General features: G+C 74.1%; 18 protein-coding genes. 9 read left to right on the forward strand and 9 right to left on the reverse strand.

Annotated elements, in window-relative coordinates; all coding sequences use genetic code 11:
- Positions 1 to 24 precede the first annotated feature (24 nt).
- Both ACZ4YY_RS15095 and ACZ4YY_RS15100 read left to right on the forward strand, forming a co-directional pair.
- Entirely contained in the window at positions 25 to 204 is a 180-nt protein-coding gene (locus ACZ4YY_RS15095; protein WP_468289021.1) for a hypothetical protein, read from the forward strand.
- Between the two features lie 97 nt (positions 205 to 301).
- Positions 302 to 688 (forward strand): hypothetical protein, encoded by a 387-nt coding sequence (locus ACZ4YY_RS15100; RefSeq protein ID WP_468289024.1) that lies wholly within the window; start codon positions 302 to 304, stop codon positions 686 to 688.
- Between the two features lie 172 nt (positions 689 to 860).
- On the opposite strand, the gene ACZ4YY_RS15105 is transcribed toward ACZ4YY_RS15100, so the two are convergent.
- Complete coding sequence (locus tag ACZ4YY_RS15105; RefSeq protein ID WP_468289027.1) at positions 861 to 2,507, reverse strand: DNA repair helicase XPB; 1,647 nt, start codon at positions 2,505 to 2,507, stop codon at positions 861 to 863.
- Positions 2,508 to 2,636: 129 nt separating this feature from the next.
- On the opposite strand from ACZ4YY_RS15105, the gene ACZ4YY_RS15110 reads away from it, so the two are divergent.
- Positions 2,637 to 3,194, forward strand: coding sequence for a hypothetical protein (locus ACZ4YY_RS15110; RefSeq protein WP_468289029.1), 558 nt, complete (start codon positions 2,637 to 2,639; stop codon positions 3,192 to 3,194).
- Positions 3,195 to 3,207: 13 nt separating this feature from the next.
- Here ACZ4YY_RS15110 and ACZ4YY_RS15115 read toward each other — a convergent pair whose 3' ends face one another.
- Positions 3,208 to 5,676 carry a helicase-associated domain-containing protein gene (locus ACZ4YY_RS15115; protein ID WP_468289032.1) on the reverse strand — a complete coding sequence of 823 codons (2,469 nt, stop codon included), beginning with the start codon at positions 5,674 to 5,676 and terminating at the stop codon, positions 3,208 to 3,210.
- A gap of 436 nt (positions 5,677 to 6,112) precedes the next feature.
- Between ACZ4YY_RS15115 and ACZ4YY_RS15120 the strand changes: the two genes are divergently transcribed.
- Both ACZ4YY_RS15120 and ACZ4YY_RS15125 read left to right on the forward strand, forming a co-directional pair.
- Positions 6,113 to 7,102 carry a hypothetical protein gene (locus ACZ4YY_RS15120; RefSeq protein WP_468289035.1) on the forward strand — a complete coding sequence of 330 codons (990 nt, stop codon included), beginning with the start codon at positions 6,113 to 6,115 and terminating at the stop codon, positions 7,100 to 7,102.
- 26 nt (positions 7,103 to 7,128) lie between these two features.
- The gene (locus ACZ4YY_RS15125; protein WP_468289038.1) at positions 7,129 to 7,749 is read left to right on the forward strand and encodes an HAD family hydrolase; all 621 of its coding nucleotides are present in this window, start codon (positions 7,129 to 7,131) and stop codon (positions 7,747 to 7,749) included.
- On the opposite strand, the gene ACZ4YY_RS15130 is transcribed toward ACZ4YY_RS15125, so the two are convergent.
- A complete protein-coding gene (locus ACZ4YY_RS15130; protein WP_468289041.1) occupies positions 7,731 to 7,976 on the reverse strand; it encodes a hypothetical protein in 246 nt (81 codons plus the stop codon). The genes ACZ4YY_RS15125 and ACZ4YY_RS15130 overlap by 19 nt on opposite strands.
- 165 nt (positions 7,977 to 8,141) lie before the next feature.
- Here ACZ4YY_RS15130 and ACZ4YY_RS15135 point away from each other — a divergent pair, with 165 nt between their 5' ends.
- Positions 8,142 to 8,525, forward strand: a complete 384-nt coding sequence (locus ACZ4YY_RS15135; protein ID WP_468289044.1) for a cold-shock protein — start codon at positions 8,142 to 8,144, stop codon at positions 8,523 to 8,525.
- Positions 8,526 to 8,597: 72 nt separating this feature from the next.
- Here ACZ4YY_RS15135 and ACZ4YY_RS15140 read toward each other — a convergent pair whose 3' ends face one another.
- From ACZ4YY_RS15140 to ACZ4YY_RS15155, 4 genes are all read right to left on the reverse strand, one after another.
- Entirely contained in the window at positions 8,598 to 9,470 is an 873-nt protein-coding gene (locus ACZ4YY_RS15140; protein WP_468289047.1) for a 1,4-dihydroxy-6-naphthoate synthase, read from the reverse strand.
- Positions 9,451 to 10,209, reverse strand: a complete 759-nt coding sequence (locus tag ACZ4YY_RS15145) for a futalosine hydrolase (protein WP_468289050.1) — start codon at positions 10,207 to 10,209, stop codon at positions 9,451 to 9,453. Before ACZ4YY_RS15145 ends, ACZ4YY_RS15140 begins: the two co-directional genes overlap by 20 nt.
- Positions 10,179 to 10,691 (reverse strand): DUF2771 domain-containing protein, encoded by a 513-nt coding sequence (locus tag ACZ4YY_RS15150; protein WP_468289053.1) that lies wholly within the window; start codon positions 10,689 to 10,691, stop codon positions 10,179 to 10,181. The genes ACZ4YY_RS15145 and ACZ4YY_RS15150 overlap by 31 nt, the downstream gene beginning before the upstream one ends.
- Before the next feature lie 129 nt (positions 10,692 to 10,820).
- Positions 10,821 to 12,245, reverse strand: a complete 1,425-nt coding sequence (locus ACZ4YY_RS15155; RefSeq protein WP_468289055.1) for an MFS transporter — start codon at positions 12,243 to 12,245, stop codon at positions 10,821 to 10,823.
- Between the two features lie 323 nt (positions 12,246 to 12,568).
- Here ACZ4YY_RS15155 and ACZ4YY_RS15160 point away from each other — a divergent pair, with 323 nt between their 5' ends.
- Positions 12,569 to 13,495 (forward strand): DUF3027 domain-containing protein, encoded by a 927-nt coding sequence (locus tag ACZ4YY_RS15160; RefSeq protein WP_468289058.1) that lies wholly within the window; start codon positions 12,569 to 12,571, stop codon positions 13,493 to 13,495.
- 47 nt (positions 13,496 to 13,542) lie between these two features.
- Here ACZ4YY_RS15160 and ACZ4YY_RS15165 read toward each other — a convergent pair whose 3' ends face one another.
- Positions 13,543 to 14,412: a hypothetical protein gene (locus tag ACZ4YY_RS15165; RefSeq protein WP_468289061.1), complete on the reverse strand. Its 870-nt coding sequence runs from the start codon at positions 14,410 to 14,412 to the stop codon at positions 13,543 to 13,545.
- Between the two features lie 272 nt (positions 14,413 to 14,684).
- Positions 14,685 to 15,125, reverse strand: coding sequence for an ATP-binding protein (locus tag ACZ4YY_RS15170; RefSeq protein ID WP_468289464.1), 441 nt, complete (start codon positions 15,123 to 15,125; stop codon positions 14,685 to 14,687).
- A 116-nt stretch (positions 15,126 to 15,241) separates the two neighbouring features.
- On the opposite strand from ACZ4YY_RS15170, the gene ACZ4YY_RS15175 reads away from it, so the two are divergent.
- A complete protein-coding gene (locus ACZ4YY_RS15175; RefSeq protein WP_468289064.1) occupies positions 15,242 to 16,126 on the forward strand; it encodes a helix-turn-helix domain-containing protein in 885 nt (294 codons plus the stop codon).
- A partial coding sequence (locus ACZ4YY_RS15180) for a DUF397 domain-containing protein (RefSeq protein WP_468289467.1) occupies positions 16,123 to 16,289 on the forward strand: 167 nt, incomplete at its 3' end. The genes ACZ4YY_RS15175 and ACZ4YY_RS15180, both read left to right, overlap by 4 nt.

The raw sequence follows: 16,289 nt of genomic DNA on the forward strand, positions 1-16,289 counted from the left end.
GGCACCGGCTCGCACCATGGAGACATGAGTGCAGCGACCATCACCCCGGCCACCGGTCGCCCGTCCGGAGCGACCCCCCTCACCGGAACCCACCGTCACCGCATCGGCGACGCCCTGCGCGCCGTCCGCGTCTTCGCCGGCGCGGCCTTCGACGTGGTCATCCTCGGCGAGTACGGCGAGGAAGCGGGCGTACGACGCAGGTGAGGCCGTGCGGGCAACGCCCGGCCTGAGTACCCGACGACCGGCCGGATGAGTATCCGAGCCGATCCCCCACCCCGCCCCCCGACAGTTCACTGGGGGCATGACGACACCGCACCTCGCGCCTCACCCGGCCACGGCCCCGTTCCTCGTCCCGGTCGACAGGGACCGGCACGCCTGGGTCGCGCCGACCGTCGCGAGCGCGCTGCTGTTCCTGCTCGCGCCGGCGGCCCTGGTCTTCGGCGGCCTGTCCGCGATGGCCACGGACTCCTGCGGCCCCGACAACTGCTCGGACGCGCTGAACACGTCCCTCGCGGCAATCTACGGCATCCTCGCGGTGGGCGGCCCGGTCACCCTCGCCGCCCTGGTCACCGCCTGGGTCCTGCCCTGGAAGCGGCGCTGGTCGGCCCTGCGGGCCTGGATCTCCCTCGCCACACTGCTGCCGTCGCTGAGCGTGCTGTTCCTGGTCTTCACCCTCCCCGCGCCTTAGGGGTCCTGCCCGCCTGGGCCGCGCGGCCTGGTACCGCACATCGCCGCGTTGCCGGAGAGCCCTGGTAGCTCCGCTGCGGGGGACTCTCCGGCGCCTTGCGATGCACGGCACCGGACCACGCGGCCCGATCAGGCGCTCCTGGTGCGAGGACCCCTTACGCCCCGGCCGGCTCTCAGGCCCCCTCCGCCAGCAGCTCGTCCGCGTCCATGATCCGGTAGGCGTAGCCCTGTTCCGCCAGGAAGCGCTGGCGGTGGGCGGCGAAGTCCTGGTCGAGCGTGTCGCGGGCGACGACCGAGTAGAAGTGGGCCTGATGGCCGTCCGCCTTGGGGCGCAGGACGCGGCCGAGACGCTGGGCCTCCTCCTGGCGGGAGCCGAAGGTCCCCGACACCTGGATGGCGACCGTCGCCTCCGGCAGGTCGATCGAGAAGTTCGCGACCTTCGACACCACCAGCACGCTGATCTCGCCCTCGCGGAACGCGTCGAACAGCCTCTCGCGCTGGGCGTTGGACGTCTCGCCCTTGATGACCGGCGCGTTCAGGTGCTCGCCCAGCTCGTCCAGCTGGTCGATGTACTGGCCGATGACGAGGATCTGCTGCCCGGCGAAGCGGCGCACGATCGCCTCCGTCACCTTCCGCTTCGTCGCCGTCGTCGCACAGAAACGGTACTTCTCCTCCGCCTCGGCGGTCGCGTACGCCAGCCGCTCGGAGTCCGTCAGGTTCACCCGGACCTCGACGCAGTCCGCGGGCGCGATGTACCCCTGCGCCTCGATCTCCTTCCACGGCGCGTCGAACCGCTTCGGCCCGATCAGGGAGAACACGTCCGACTCACGGCCGTCCTCGCGGACCAGGGTCGCCGTCAGCCCCAGCCGCCGCCGCGCCTGGAGGTCGGCGGTGAACTTGAACACCGGCGCCGGCAGCAGGTGCACCTCGTCGTAGACGATCAGCCCCCAGTCGCGGGAGTCGAACAGCTCCAGGTGCGGGTAGACGCCCTTCCGTCTGGTCGTCAGCACCTGGTAGGTGGCGATGGTGACCGGGCGGATCTCCTTCTTCGTCCCGCTGTACTCGCCGATCTCGTCCTCGGTCAGCGAGGTCCGCTTCACCAGCTCGTGCTTCCACTGCCGGGCGGAGACGGTGTTGGTGACGAGGATGAGGGTGGTGGCCTTCGCCTGCGCCATGGACCCGGCGCCGACCAGCGTCTTGCCCGCGCCGCAGGGCAGCACGACGACCCCGGACCCGCCGTGCCAGAAGTTCTCCACCGCCTGCTTCTGGTACGGCCTGAGCGCCCAGCCGTCCTCGGCCAGCTCGATCGGGTGCGCCTCGCCGTCGACGTACCCGGCGAGGTCCTCGGCCGGCCAGCCCAGCTTCAGCAGCACCTGCTTGATCTGGCCGCGTTCGGAGGGATGCACGGCGACCGAGTCGGGGTCGATGCGGGCCCCCACCAGCGGAGCGATCCGCTTGGAGCGCAGGATCTCCTCCAGCACCGGACGGTCGGTGGTGGTCAGGACCAGACCGTGCGCCGGGTGCTTGGACAGGGTGAGCCGGCCGTACCGGTCCATGGTCTCCGCGATGTCCACCAGCAGCGCGTGCGGCACCGGGTAGCGGCTGTACTGCACCAGGGCGTCCACGACCTGCTCGGCGTCATGGCCCGCCGCCCGCGCGTTCCACAGGCCCAGCGGCGTCACCCGGTAGGTGTGGATGTGCTCCGGCGCCCGCTCCAGCTCCGCGAACGGCGCGATGGCCCGACGGCAGTCGTCGGCCTGCTCGTGGTCGACTTCCAGGAGCAGGGTCTTGTCGGACTGGACGATGAGAGGACCGTTCACGTACGTGCATCCTTCCGCGCGGGCCAAACCTCCAGTGTGCCCCATCCCGCGTGCAACCCCGAGACCCTCTCGTAGGTCTTCTTCCTCGGAGAAAGCCGCGCACCGCGCGCGGCTCGGTGAGGAGCCGCCGTGACGTCCGTACGCATCTGGGGACCCGGGGTCGGGGTCGGGGCCGTGGTGGTGCTGGTGGCGACCGGGGCCTGGGCGCGCGGGTCGACCGGTGTGGACGCCGGCCTGTGGGAAGCCGTCCGGCCCGCCATCGAGGCCCGGCTCGTCGCACAGGCCCGGGGCGACGGGTACGGCGGGAGCGAGCCCGCCCTCGGAGCCAGGTGGTTCTGCGAGGCGCGGGCCCTGGACCTGCGGGAGGACGACGGCCGGGTACGGGCCGGCGTCGACACCCTGTGCGTGGAGTACGGGGTGCGCGACGGCGCGCTCCAGGAGTGCGGCGGCGCCCACCACCCGCAGGTGGTGCGGCTGGAGCGGGAGGCCGACGGCGGCTATCGCGTCGTGGAGCAGGAGGAGCCGCCGGACGGCGCCGGCTACGCCGACTGGACGCAGGACCACTTCGGCGTGCTCGCCGAACGCCGGCTCGACGGCCTCGACGGCGCCGCGGACCCGGCGGCCCTGGAGAGGGCCGCCCGCGCCCACTTCGGACTCCCCGTCGACGCCCCCGTCGGACACTGCTGACCCGGCGGGACCGTCATTCGTCCACCAGCTCCGCCACCCCCGTGATCCGGTGCAGCGGATACGTGCGCACCTCGTCCGCCGTGTGGTCGTACGCCGTCACGAAGCCGCCCTCGACGCGTACCGGGGCGATGACGCGCTGGCTGGCGGCACCTTCGGCGTTGACGTAGCCGATCCACAGGGACTCTCCGGTGAGGACGGCGGCCTGCACGGTGGCGAGGGTGTCGGCGGAGCTGGTGCGGGGCAGCTCGCCCGGCGCGAGCGGGGCGGCGTCCGCGGCCTTGCGGGGGGCCGTGGAGGCGAGGTCACCGGCCCGGATCGCGCGGATCGCGGCCGCCAGAAGTGTGGCGTCGGGCACCGGCGGGCCCTCCGGGACCGGTTCGGGGGCCGTGCGCGGCGGGGTGCGGTGTGCGAGCGCCCGCGTGATCAGCACATCGCCCTCGGCGGACTCGGCGGCCGGCGCGTACCCCATCGCGCGCAGACCCTCCAGGAGCGTCGCCGGGTCGGCCTGGGCCGCCAGCACGGTCGGCGCGAGGCGGCGCAGTCGCAGGGCGGCGGAGCGCTTGTCGGCGAGGATCTCGTTCAGCACGCCGTCGTCGTCGCAGCGCACGTACGCCGAGGCGGCGCCCACCCGCAGATGACCGTGCCGGCGGGCCACGTCGTCGATCAGGTACGCCAGCGGCTGCGGCACCGGCGTGCGGGAGTGCTCGGCGAGGAAGGCGTGCAGGTCGGAGGCGCTGCGGCCGGCGTCCAGCGCGCGGCGCACCGAGGCGGGCGTGAACCGGTAGACCGTCGCGCCCCCCTTGGACTCCACGTCCGCGAGGACGCCGAGCACGTCGGCGAGCGGGCGCCGCAGCGGTCCGGGGGCCACGGCCGTCAGGTCCGCCTGGAGCAGCACGTAATCCAGTGGCTCGGGCAGCAGCGGGGTGAGCAGCCGGGCGGCGGCCGCCGAGGCGACGGCCCGTTCGGCGGGGCCGTGCGGCCCGGCGCCCCCGTGCGCGGTGAGCAGCGCCCGCCCGTGCGCCGACAGCGCGCCCCGGCCCGTCACGCCCAGCAGCTCCGCCTCCGTCAGCGTCCAGCCGGCCAGGCGGGAGCGCAGGTCGCCCTCTGTCCGCTGTCCCTGCGGCCCGCGCAGCGGCCGCTCCCAGCGCAGCCGCTCCAGCACCGCCACCGCGTCGGGCGCGCCGCCCTCGGGCAGCCCGGCCAGCAGCGTCAGCACCCGGTGGCGCACTTCGGGCGCGGCGGAACGGTCCAGCCCCGGCCCCAGCGCCGACAGCGTCCGCTCCTTCGCGTCGCGCCCGCCGACCAGCCCCGACGTCCGGGTCGCCACCAGCCAGGCTTCCGCGAGCCGCGCCCACCGCTCGGCGGCCGGACGCTCCCGCCACTCGTCGTACTCCGGGGTCGCCGCATAGCGCTCGTCGGCCTCGCCGTCGGAGGCGATCAGGCCCGCCGCGTAGGCCAGTTCGACCCAGAACGCGGCGACGGGCTCGGCGACGTCCAGGGCGACGGCCGTCCGCTTCAGGTCACGGACGCTGAGCCCGCCCGCCCGCAGCACGGCGGGGCCGCCCTCGTCCCAGTCCTTCAGCAGCTCCTCGATCGTCGCCAGCGCCGTGTACGCCTGCCCGGCGGCCGTCGCGTCCACCACCTGGGGAGGGTGGACGGCGGCCGCCTCGACCACCGGCGGCAGCGGCTCGGGCGCGCGGTGGGCGCGGCCGGCCCTCAGGTGCAGGGCGACCTCGCGCGGCAGCACCACCGTGCCCGGTGCGGTCGGCAGCAGCAGGCCCCGGTCGAGCAGCCAGCGCAGCCGCGCCGCCGGTTCGGCGGTGACCTGCCCGTACGGCGGCCCCCACACCAGCCGCGCCAGGACGTCGAGGGAGTCGGCCGGAGCCCCGCCGAGCAGGGCCGTCATCCTGGCGCGGTCGGTGAACAGGGCGGTCAGCGCAGTGACGGCGGAGACGGAGTCGTGGGTCGACGGCAGCCCGGCCGTCGCGACGATCTCCTGGATCCGGCCCGGCGACATGCCCGCGGTGGCCTCCCGCACGGAGGGGCCGAGCCCCGTCGGCGACGGGTGCTGCGGGGACGGCGCGAGCAGCTCCCGCGCGGTGCGCACCAGCCGCAGCCGGTCGTCGGCGCCCCAGATCAGGGCCTGCTCGCGCAGGGCGGCCACGGCGGCGGGGAGCGCGGCGGCCACGGTCTCGTCCCCCGCGTCCCCCGCCATCAGCCGCAGAAGTTCGTCGTACGACGCCGGGTCGCCGGTCACGGCCAGCGCCTCCGCGGTCTGGAGGGTGAACCGGTCCAGGCGCTCCAGCGCCCGCACGACGGAGGCGCGGGTGGCGGCGCGGGTGGCGAGCTGGGTGAGGTCGGTGGGGACCGGGGTGATGAGGTCGGGGCGGCGGCGCAGGAGAGCGGCCAGGGAGGCGTCGTCCCGGGCGCGGAGCGCTTCCGCGAGGGACCGGGGGGCGACCGGGGGGTCCTGGGGGCTCATCTGACCCACGGTAGCGGGTTGCCTCCGGCGGTTTCGCGGCTGTCTGTCGGTGACCGTGCCCGGGGGCTGCCGCCCCCGGACCCCCGCGTCGGCCCTGAACGGGCCTCGTCCCCGAACGCCGGGCGGGCTGGTGGGGTGCTGTGGGGTGGGTGTTCGGCGGGCGTGGCTGCGGGGCCGGTCCCCGGGGCTGCCGCCCCCCGGATCCCCGCGTCGGCCTTGAACGGGCCTCGTTCTCGAACGCCGGGCGGGCTGGATTGCCCTGACCGGGGCTTGTCCGCGAGCGCCGGGCGGGCTGGGGTTGCCTTGGGTGGGCCTCGTCCGCGAGCGCCGGACGGGCTGGGGTTGCCTTGGGTGGGCCTCGTCCTCGAACGCCGGGCTGGGGTTGGGCGGGTTGGTGTTCGGGGGGTGGGGGCGGGGGCGCGGTAGCGTCTTCTTCGTGGGGATCGAGAGCGACCAGGTCGTCTACGAGTATCTGAGCCGCGTCGGGGACGTGGCTCAGCAGCGGCAGTTGTCGTCGGCCACGCGGATGCGGCTCGTCGCGGGTCTGCGGGACGAGATCGACCGGCGCAGGGCCAAGGCGCCGGTCGACAGTCCCGCGGCCGTCCGCCGTATCCTCGCCCGGCTCGGGGACCCCGACGACGTCGTCGCGGCCGCGGCCGGCGCCGGTGCCGGGGCGGGTGTGCCGGAGGTGCCGGACGTGCCGCAGCCGGCGGTGCCGGCGCAGCGGGACGGGGAGGACGGGCGGCGCAGGCGCGCCAAGGGGCTGCGCCGGATCGTCCCCCGTCCCCGGGACGAGGCCCGGCCCCCCGCTCCGTCGGACGTCCCCGCGCCGCCGCACCGGGCCGGAGCCCATGAGCTCGGCGGTTCGTCGGGGGAGACCCCCGACTGGTGGCGCCGCGAACCCGACCCGTTCGCCCTGGGCGACGAGGTGCCCGGCTTCGTCGGCGGCGTGGAGATCCCGGAGATGCTGCGGCGCCCCCCGGTGAAGGAGACGACAGAAGCACCGGGGGCACCGGAGGGCGGTGAGGCCGAGGTCGTCCCCGAGGTCCGCCGGCGCCCGCTCGGCTTCCTTCCCGCGCTGCGTCCGGGGCGCTGGAACAACCCCCTGCTGCTGGTCGCCGCCGGGTGCCTGGTCGTCGGGGCGGTGATCGGCCAGTGGGTGGTGCTGATCGTCGGCTATCTCATCGCCTACGCCTCGCGCCGCCTCACCGAACGCGAGACGAAGTGGGCGGTCATGGTCATCCCCGGCCTCTCGGTCGCGGCCGGCCTCACCTGGCTGTGGGGCCGCACCGAGGGCCGCTGGGGCGACCCCGTCGCCGAGGGCGGGATGAACGCGGCGGTCTCGGAGACCCTCCCCTGGGTGGTGCGCGGCGCAGCCGTGGCCTCCGCCCTGTTCCTGGTGTGGCGGTCCCAGCGGCAGAAGTGACCCCGCCGCTGGGCACAATGGCCGATATGACCTTCTCCTCGCTCACCGTCGGCTTCGACCTCGACATGACGCTCATCGACTCGCGCCCCGGCATCCACGCCTGCTACCTGGCGCTGACCGAGCGCACCGGGGTGTACGTCGACGCCGACCTGGCCGTGTCGCGGCTGGGGCCGCCGCTGGAGGAGGAGCTCCAGAACTGGTTCCCCGCGGAGCGGATCGCCGAGATCGCGGACCTGTACCGGGGGATGTACCCGGCCGTCGCCGTCGCCGCGACGCCCGCGATGGCCGGCGCCCGCGAGGCCGTGGACGCGGTGCGGGCGGCCGGCGGGCGGGCCGTCGTCGTCACCGCCAAGTACGAGCCGAACGCCGCACTGCATCTGAGCCACCTCGCCATCGAGCCCGACGCCGTCATAGGCGGCCTGTGGGCCGAACAGAAGGCGCACGCCCTGCGCGAGCACGGCGCCGGCGTCTACGTCGGCGACCACGTCGGAGACGTCCGCGGGGCGCGCGCCGCCGGCACGCTCGCGGTGTCCGTGGCCACCGGCCCGTGCGACGAGCGGGAACTGACCGAGGCCGGCGCGGACGTCGTCCTGCCCGACCTCACGCACTTCCCGGGGTGGCTGTCCGGCTACCTCGCCCGCGCCTGACGGCGGCCCGCCGCGATCGACCGCAGCACGCCGGCCCCCGCGAGCAGGAAACCGACGCCCATCAGCATGCTCAATCCGAACATGTACGTCGGAAAAGGCTCACTCCCGAGGAACAGCGGGGCGACCGTGACGAGAGTGGCCACGGCACCGGCGAAGAACACGATGGCACCGGCACGGATCAGTCGGTCACCGGGCGCGGCGGAATTCGTTTGGGTTTTGTCACGCACCGGACCAGGGTAGTTCCCAGCCCTGAGGAACGGGCGGGGGACGTCTTGTCACCCGCCCGAAGAGCATTAGCCTTGGTACCGGCGGGTCATGGTGGACCCGCTGTAGTGCTATCAAGAGCCGTTTGCAGAAGCAGTTTTCCGACGAGTACGAGGACGAGGACAGACGTGCCTACCGGCAAGGTCAAGTGGTTCAACAGCGAGAAGGGCTTCGGCTTTCTCTCCCGCGACGACGGCGGTGACGTCTTCGTTCATTCCTCGGTCCTCCCCGCCGGAGTCGAGACACTGAAGCCGGGACAGCGCGTGGAGTTCGGCGTCGTGGCCGGACAGCGCGGTGACCAGGCACTCTCCGTCGTGATCCTCGACCCGACCCCCTCGGTCGCGGCCGCCCAGCGCAAGAAGCCGGACGAACTGGCCTCGATCGTGCAGGATCTGACGACCCTCCTCGAGAACATCACCCCGATGCTGGAGAAGGGCCGCTACCCCGACAAGAACTCCGGAAAGAAGATCGCCGGCCTGTTGCGCGCGGTCGCCGACCAGTTGGACGTGTAGGGCCTCGGGGGTCCGTGCACCAGGAGCGCCCGATCAGGCCGCGCGGCCGGGCGGGCGCAGTGCGAGGACCCCTCAGGGGAATTCCAGCGCATCCGGGCCGAGGGGCGGCAACAGCCCCTCGGCCGCCGCGCGGGTGAGCAGCCCGCGGACGGCCGCGTAGCCGTCCGCGCCCAGGTCGGCCGTGAACTCGTTGACGTACAGCCCGATGTGCTGGTCGGCGACGGCCGGGTCCATCTCCTGGGCGTGTGCCATGACGTACGGGCGGGACAGCTCGGGGGCGTCCCAGGCCGCGCGGACGGAGGCGCGGATCGCGTCGGCCAGCCCCGTCAGCGTCCGTGCTCCCAGCGAGCGCCTGGCGATGATCGCGCCCAGCGGGATCGGCAGACCGGTGGTGTCCTCCCAGTGCTCGCCCAGGTCCGCGAGCTTGTGCAGCCCGTAGGTGTGGTACGTGAAGCGCGCCTCGTGGATGACGAGTCCCGCGTCGACCTTCCCGTCCCGCACGGCCGGCATGATCTCGTGGAACGGCAGGACGACGATCTCGCCGACCCCGCCCGGCTGGGTGTCCGCGGCCCACAGCCGGAACAGCAGGTACGCCGTCGACCGCTCGCTCGGCACGGCGACGGTACGGCCGGCCAGTCCCCCCTCGCCGACGGCGGGTCCCGCCTCCCTCGTCAGCACCAGCGGCCCGCAGCCGCGCCCCAGCGCACCCCCGCACGGCAGCAGCGCGTAGTCGTCGAGGACGTGGGGCAGCACCGCGTACGACACCTTCAGCACGTCGAACTCGCCGCGCTCGGCCATGCCGTTGGTGAGGTCGATGTCGGCGAAGGTCACGTCCAGCGCGGGCGCGCCGGGGACGCGGCCGTGGGCCAGGGCGTCGAAGACGAAGGTGTCGTTGGGGCAGGGGGAGTACGCGGTCCGCAGCCGCTCACCGGTGGGGTTGCTCATGTGGGTTCCAACTCTCCAGGACGGGGGCGAGCTTCCCGAAGGCCGTCGTCAGGGCGGCGAGGGCGTCGCCGATGCGCCAGGCGGCGCGGTCGCGCGGGCCGACGGGGTTGGAGACCGCGCGGACCTCCAGGACGGGCGTGCCGTGCGCGGCGGCGGCCTCGGCCACCCCGAAGCCCTCCATGGCCTCGGCCAGGGCCCGCGGGTGGCGGGCGCGCAGGGCGGCGGCGCGGGCGGCGGTGCCGGTGACCGTGGAGACGGTCAGGACCGTGCCGGTGCCCGCCGCGAGGACGTCCGCGGCCCGCCGTACGAGGGCGGCGGGCGGATGGTGGGTGGCGGTGCCGAAACCCAGCTCGGTGACCGGCAGGAAGCCGTCGGCGGTCTCGGCGCCCAGGTCGGCGGCGGTGATCTCGTCGGCGACGACGAGGGAGCCGACGGGCGCGTCGGGGAGGAATCCGCCGGCGATGCCCGCCGAGACGACCAGGTGGTACGGGGTGCCCGCGAGGGCGGCGGCGGTGAGCGCGCCGGCCGTGGAGGCGGCGGCGAGGGCGGGGCCCACTCCGGCGGCCAGCAGGTCGTACGCGCCGGTCCGGTGCAGGGTCAGCCCCGGAAGCGGCACCTCGCGGGAGGGGCCGGCCGACGCCCGTGCCACCGCGTCCCGCTCGACGGGGACGGCGGTGGCCACGAGCACGCGCGGCCCGGCGGCAGCGATCAGCTGTCCTTCTTCAGCTTGAAGGACCACAGGCCGGTGACCGTCTGGCTGTCCTTCTTGCCGTCGCCCGACTTGATCGTGACGAGGGTGGAGTCGCCCTGGGCGCCGTACTGCGCGTTGAAGAAGACGCTGCCCGGGATCGTCCGGTAGGTCTTGTCGCTGTCCTCGGTGAGCGGCTGACCGTTCATCAGGATCGTCCAGCGGTCGTCCGCGACGTCCGGGTCGACGCCGAAGCGGACCGTCTCGTCGGGGTCGACGGTGATGGACTTGATGTCCGTGTCCTTCAGGCACTCCGTGGCGGCCTGGGCCGTCAGGTCCTCGCCCTCGCCACCGCAGGTGGCCTCCGAGCTGACCGAGGACGAGCCGACGGTGATCGTGGACAGCGGCGTCGGCTTGTCGCAGGCCGACAGGACGAGCAGTCCGGCGGAAACGGCGCCGGCGGCGGCGACGGCGCGGCGGCGTCGCACAGCCCGGGATGCATCAGCGGCTTCGCCGCGGGGCAGCGTGGTCATGCCTGAAGGCTATCGGGCGCGTCCGGCACACCCTCTACGCGGGGGCGGCGCGCCCGTGTGTCACCCCCCACGCCCCGTGGTGTCGCGGTGGCGTCCGCCCGGCCGGCCCCCCGGTGAACGGGCGTTCCCTCACGTCACGCGGGCGCGCTGGGGGCCGCCGCGACGGGCCGAGGTGAGCAGGCCCCGGCTGGTCGCGAGCCAGCCGGTGGCGACGATCACGGCGGCCACCGACAGGCCCAGCGCGCCGTTCAGGGGCATGACGATGCCGACCGCGCCGCCGAACACCCATGACACCTGCAACAGCGTCTCCGAGCGGGCGAACGCGGAGGTGCGCACGAGTTCCGGCACGTCCCGCTGGACCAGCGCGTCCAGGGACAGCTTGGCCAGGGCCTGGGAGAAGCCGGCGACCGCCGCCAGACAGGCCACCAGGAACGCCCCGAAGAACACCGCCGTCGTCACCACCGCGCTCAGCACCACCGCCACCACCGTCACGATGATCAGCTCCGGTGCCCGGGAGCGCAGCCACGCCCCCACCGCCGTCCCCAGGGCGTTGCCCGCGCCCGCCGAGACGGCCACCATGCCCAGCGACACCGCCGCGCTCTGCCCGGTCAGCGGGTGCTCACGCAGCAGGAACGCCAGGAAGAAGGTGAGGAACCCCGACAGCCAGCGCAGCGATGCGTTGGCGCCCAGGGCGTGGGTGACGGCGATGCCGACCGTCCGCAGGCCCGGCCGCTTCACCGGCCGCCGGTGCGGTCCGTGCAGGTGCTGTTCGTCCGCCGCGAGCAGCGCGGTGTCCTCGCCCTTGGCCGAGTCGACCTTCGGCGGGAGCGTGAAGGACAGCGCCGTCCCCGCGACGAAGATCACGAAGGCGCCGTAAAGGGGGTAGCGGGGCCCCAGGACCTGGAGGCCGGCCCCGATCGGCGCGGCGATGCCGGTGGCCAGCAGCCCGCCGAGGGTGACCCGCGAGTTCGCCTTCACCAACGAGAAGGTCGGCGGCAGCAGCCGGGGCACGACAGCGCTGCGGACCACGCCGTACGCCTTGGAGGCGACCAGCACCCCCAGCGCGGCCGGATACAGCTCCAGGCTGCCCGTGACGACCGCGCCGGACAGCACCAGCGCCAGCAGCGCCCGCGCGGCCATCGCGCCCGCCATCGCCGCCCTGCGGCCGTGCGGCAGCTTGTCGAGCAGCGGGCCGATCACCGGCGCGAGGAGCGTGAACGGCGCCATGGTGATCGCCAGGTACAGCGCGACGCGCCCGCGGGCCTCGTCGGTCGGCACCGAGAAGAAGACGGTCGAGGCGAGCGCCACGGTGATCATGACGTCTCCGGCGCCGTTCACGCCGTGCAGTTCGATCAGCTTGCCGAGCCCGGACTCGCCGGCGCCGTGCGCGTGCGTCGCCTTGCGGATGCCGCGCGCCGCCCCGGTGAACGGCAGGTGCAGGGCACGGCCGACCGCGCGGAAGGGCCCGCCCGTCCGGCCCCGTCCACGCACGTCGCCCGTCCCCTTCGTCCCACCGGTCCCGGTGGCTCCCTGGGGTGTCCTCGAGGTTGCCACCCCGTCATAGTGCCCCGAGAAGGGCGCCCGTAGTGCGGTTACCGCGCGTATGGCCCTGTACGTCACGGCCGCGGGCTCCCCACGCGGGCGCCTCAGGGGCAGGAAAGTGGGCGCGGAGCGTCGCAGAAGCACCGTCGGTGTGGGCTGAGCGCCCGCGAACAGGTAGCGTGCGTATCTCAGCCATCCCCCACAATGGATGGCACAGGTGCGTCCGGGCGCGAATCGGACGCGGACGTCGACGCGGCCCCCAGGTCCGCTCCGTCCGCACCCGACGCCTTCAGGTCGGCGCACCCGAGTGACGGCGTAGGAGAGAAGCGATACCTGTGAGCGCAGCGACCACGCGAAGCCGCACCCCCGACCGCCTGTGTGCGGAGGCCGTCGACCTCGCCCGCGCCGCGGCGGAGGAGGCCGCCGCACCCGGCGTGGTCGGGGAGCACGTAGGGGTGGTCTCCGAGGGGGACCGCGTGGTCACGCACTTCTTCGAGTGCCGTGAACTCGGCTACCGGGGCTGGCGCTGGGCGGCGACGGTGGCGCGCGCGTCCCGCGCGAAGGTCGTGACCCTCGACGAGGTGGTCCTGCTCCCGGGCCCCGACGCGGTCCTGGCCCCGGAGTGGGTCCCGTGGAGCGAGCGCCTGCGCCCCGGCGACATGGGCCCCGGCGACCTGCTCCCCACGGACGCCGAGGATCTCCGTCTGGAGCCCGGCTACACCGGCGAGGACGCTCCGCTGCCGCACTCGGCCGTCTCGCACGAGATGGCGGAGCTGGTGGAGGCGGAGGACGCCGAGGTCACCGCGGGCGTGCCCGCCGACCTCCCGACGGCCCCGGTGCGCGGCACGATCGCCGCCGTCGCCGAGGAACTCGGCATGCGCCGCGCCCGCGTCCTGTCCCGCTACGGCCTGCACATCGCGGCCGACCGCTGGGAGGAGGCGTTCGGCGCCAAGACGCCCATGGCACAGGCGGCCCCCGCCTCCTGCGTCAGCTGTGGCTTCCTGGCCCCCATCGGCGGCTCCCTCGGCCAGGCCTTCGGCGTCTGCGCCAACGAGTTCTCCCCGGCGGACGGCCGGGTGGTCTCGCTGGCCTACGGGTGCGGCGGCCACTCCGAGGCGGCCGTCATGCCGAAGCCGCCCCAGCCCGCCCCGCCGGTCATCGACGAGACGCGGGTCGACCCCTTCCCGCTGCGCCCCGCCCCCGACTCGGGTTCGGTGCCGGTGGTGACGGACGAGGAGTCGGCGGAGCTGGGTCACTCCTGACGGCGCTCGCTCCTCTGCGTCCGTGCCCAGGGACCGTCCCGTCCACGCTAGGCGGCCCCCGCGAGAACGGATCGGCAGTCGCGGCAGTGTCCGGGCGCGGGGGCGCGGAACGCCCGCTCGCAGCCGTCGCAGGTCTGCAAGGGCGGGACGGCCGGACGGCGCACGGGGGCGGCGGGCGGCGGCGCGGGCAGGGGTGTCTCCCGCAGGCGGAAGGCGAGGATGCCCGCCGGCCGTGCGTGGAGACGGTCAGGGAGCCTCGCGGTGAGCACCGCGGTGATCTGCGGGGCCTCGACGCCCGCCGCGAGCCACTCGGCCACGGCCGACGCGAGCCGTGCGGCCTCCTGCCCGGACAGGACGAGACGCGGATCGACCCGGCGCAACGCGGTGAGGACGGCGACGGCCCGCGGGTCGGCGTCGGCGAGCGGAGCCGGCGTCTCCGGCTCGGCCCGCGCGGGCCCGCCCACCGGTTCCTTCGCCGGTTCCCGCGTAGTGGCCGTCGTGTGGGCGGGCTGCTTCCGGGGCCGTCCCGGTTTCGGGCGCTCCGGAGGTCCGTCCGGGTACGGGCCGCCGCCGGGAGTGTCGTAGAAGTACGTCCGGGTGCGGATCTGCCCGCCGGGCAGCCGCTCGCGGCGGCGTTCCAGGTATCCGGCCGCCTCGAGTTCCCGCAGCGCCCGCGAGACGAGGATCTCGCCCTCGCTGAAGTGCGCGCACAGGGCGGCGATGCTCACGCTGGAGCCGTCGGGCAGGGAGGCGATGTACGCGGCGACGCCGACCGTGACCGCGCTGCCGCGCCGTTGGGCGAGGGCGTTGGAGATCACGGTGAAGTCGGCCGTCAGCCGGGTGCGTACGTGGATCACGCCGGTGGTCGGAGTACCGGCGTCGGCGCGCAGGGGCGCGTTAGACTGCGGATCAGCCATTGGGAAGGTCCTTGCTTCCTGAGCGGTCAGGCCCTCGATCGGGATGCCAGTCCCGGCCGGGGGCCGAATCTTTCTGCGGTTGTCGCGGCGAACGTAACCGTCCGTGTCCTGCGCCTGCAAGCCGGTCACTCGAAGGGGTGACGCGGGCCGGGAGGGTGGGTGGGCGGGTGGTTCTCTCCCCGGTTCTTTCCGGAGGCCGGTGGCCCACCGGACCCTCGCGGACAGGGATCCGGCGGGCTCGGGGAGCGGGCCGTGACCGGGGCCCGACGGGCTCAGGTCCGGTGGCGCGGGGGGAGCCGGACCTCGGCCCACACCGTCTTGCGGGGCGGCAGCCCCTCGAACACCCCCCAGCGGTCGGCCAGCGCGTCCACGAGCCGCAGCCCGCGCCCCGACTCCGCGTCGCCCCCCGCCGGTCGCAGACACGGCATCCGGTCGCGCCGCGTGTCCGTGACCTCGATGCGGAGCGTGTCGCCGATGACGTACAGCGACAGCCCGAAGTCCCGGCCGGGGACCCGGCCGTGGGTGACGGCGTTGGCGGCCAGCTCGGCGACGATGTGCGCCGCCGGGTCCAAGGGGAGCCCCCAGGCGCGGAGTTGTTCCCCGGTGAGAAGACGGGCGAGGCGGGCGCCGCGGGGCGTGGGGGACAGCCGCAGACCGAAGTCGCGGAAGCGGTCGCCGGGTTGGCGCTCGGAGGAGACGGATTCGTGGATCACGTCACTCAGAGTGGCCACGTCCGCCTACTGTGAAAAGTGACGACACGGTTGCGTATGGTGACTGTCCGGACGGTGTCCGGCGGTGTCGGGGCTGTCGAGTGACGGAGGGGTGCGCGGTGACGCAGGTGAACGGTACGGAGGTGCGGGTTACGCCGAAGGCCGAGGCGGACGAGCCGGGGTGGGAGGTGGATCCGGACGACGACTGGGGAGTCGCGGTCGTCGAGACGGTCGGGCGCCAGCTGAAGCTGCGCCGCGAGGCCGTGGGAATGCGGGCCGCCGACTTCGGGCTCGCCCTCGGGTACGGCGAGGACATGGTCTACAAGATCGAGAGCGGGAAGCGGATCCCCCGGCCGGAATTCCTCGACAAGGCGGACGAGGTGTTGGGGGCGGGCGGGCTGCTCAAGGCGATGAAGGAGGACGTGGCCAAGGTCCGGTACCCGAAGAAGGTACGGGACATCGCGAAGCTGGAGGCGAAGGCCGCCGAGGTCGGGGTGTACGAGTGCTGCAACATCCACGGCCTGTTGCAGACCCCCGAGCACGCCCGCGCCTTGCTGGAGTCGTGGCAGCCCGCCTACACGCCCGAGGACGTGGAACGGCTGGTCGCGGCGCGCATGGCGCGGAGGTCGGTGTTCGAGCGATCACCCGCGCCCGCTCTGAGCTTCGTCCTGGAAGAGGCCACGCTGCGCCGCAAGGTTGGGGGCACAATGGTGAGGCGACAGCAGTTCGAACGCCTGCTGGAGGTGGGGCGATTGAACAACGTGACGCTTCAGGTCATGCCGATGGACAGCGGACCTCATCCCGGCCTGAGCGGCAGGATCGAGCTGCTGAAGTTCGAGGACGGCACGGCGACAGGGCGTTCCGACGGGGCGTTCGGCGGCCGTCCGACATCCGATCCGAGGCAACTCCGCATCCTTGAACTGCGGTACGGCACCATCCGGGCCCAGGCTCTCCGCCCCGGGGAGTCGCTGACCCTCATCGAGACACTGCTGGGAGACACATGATGGGCAAGTACTCCGTCGAGGACGCCTCGGAACTGGCGTGGTTCAAGAGCAGTCACAGCAGCGGCCCCGACGGCGAGTCGTGCGTCGAGGTCGCCACCACCCCCGCCACCGTCCTCGTCCGCGATTCCAAGAATCCGGCCGACGGCCCCCGCCTGGCCTTCGC

The sequence above is a fragment of the Streptomyces sp. NPDC030143 genome, from assembly GCF_055573695.1.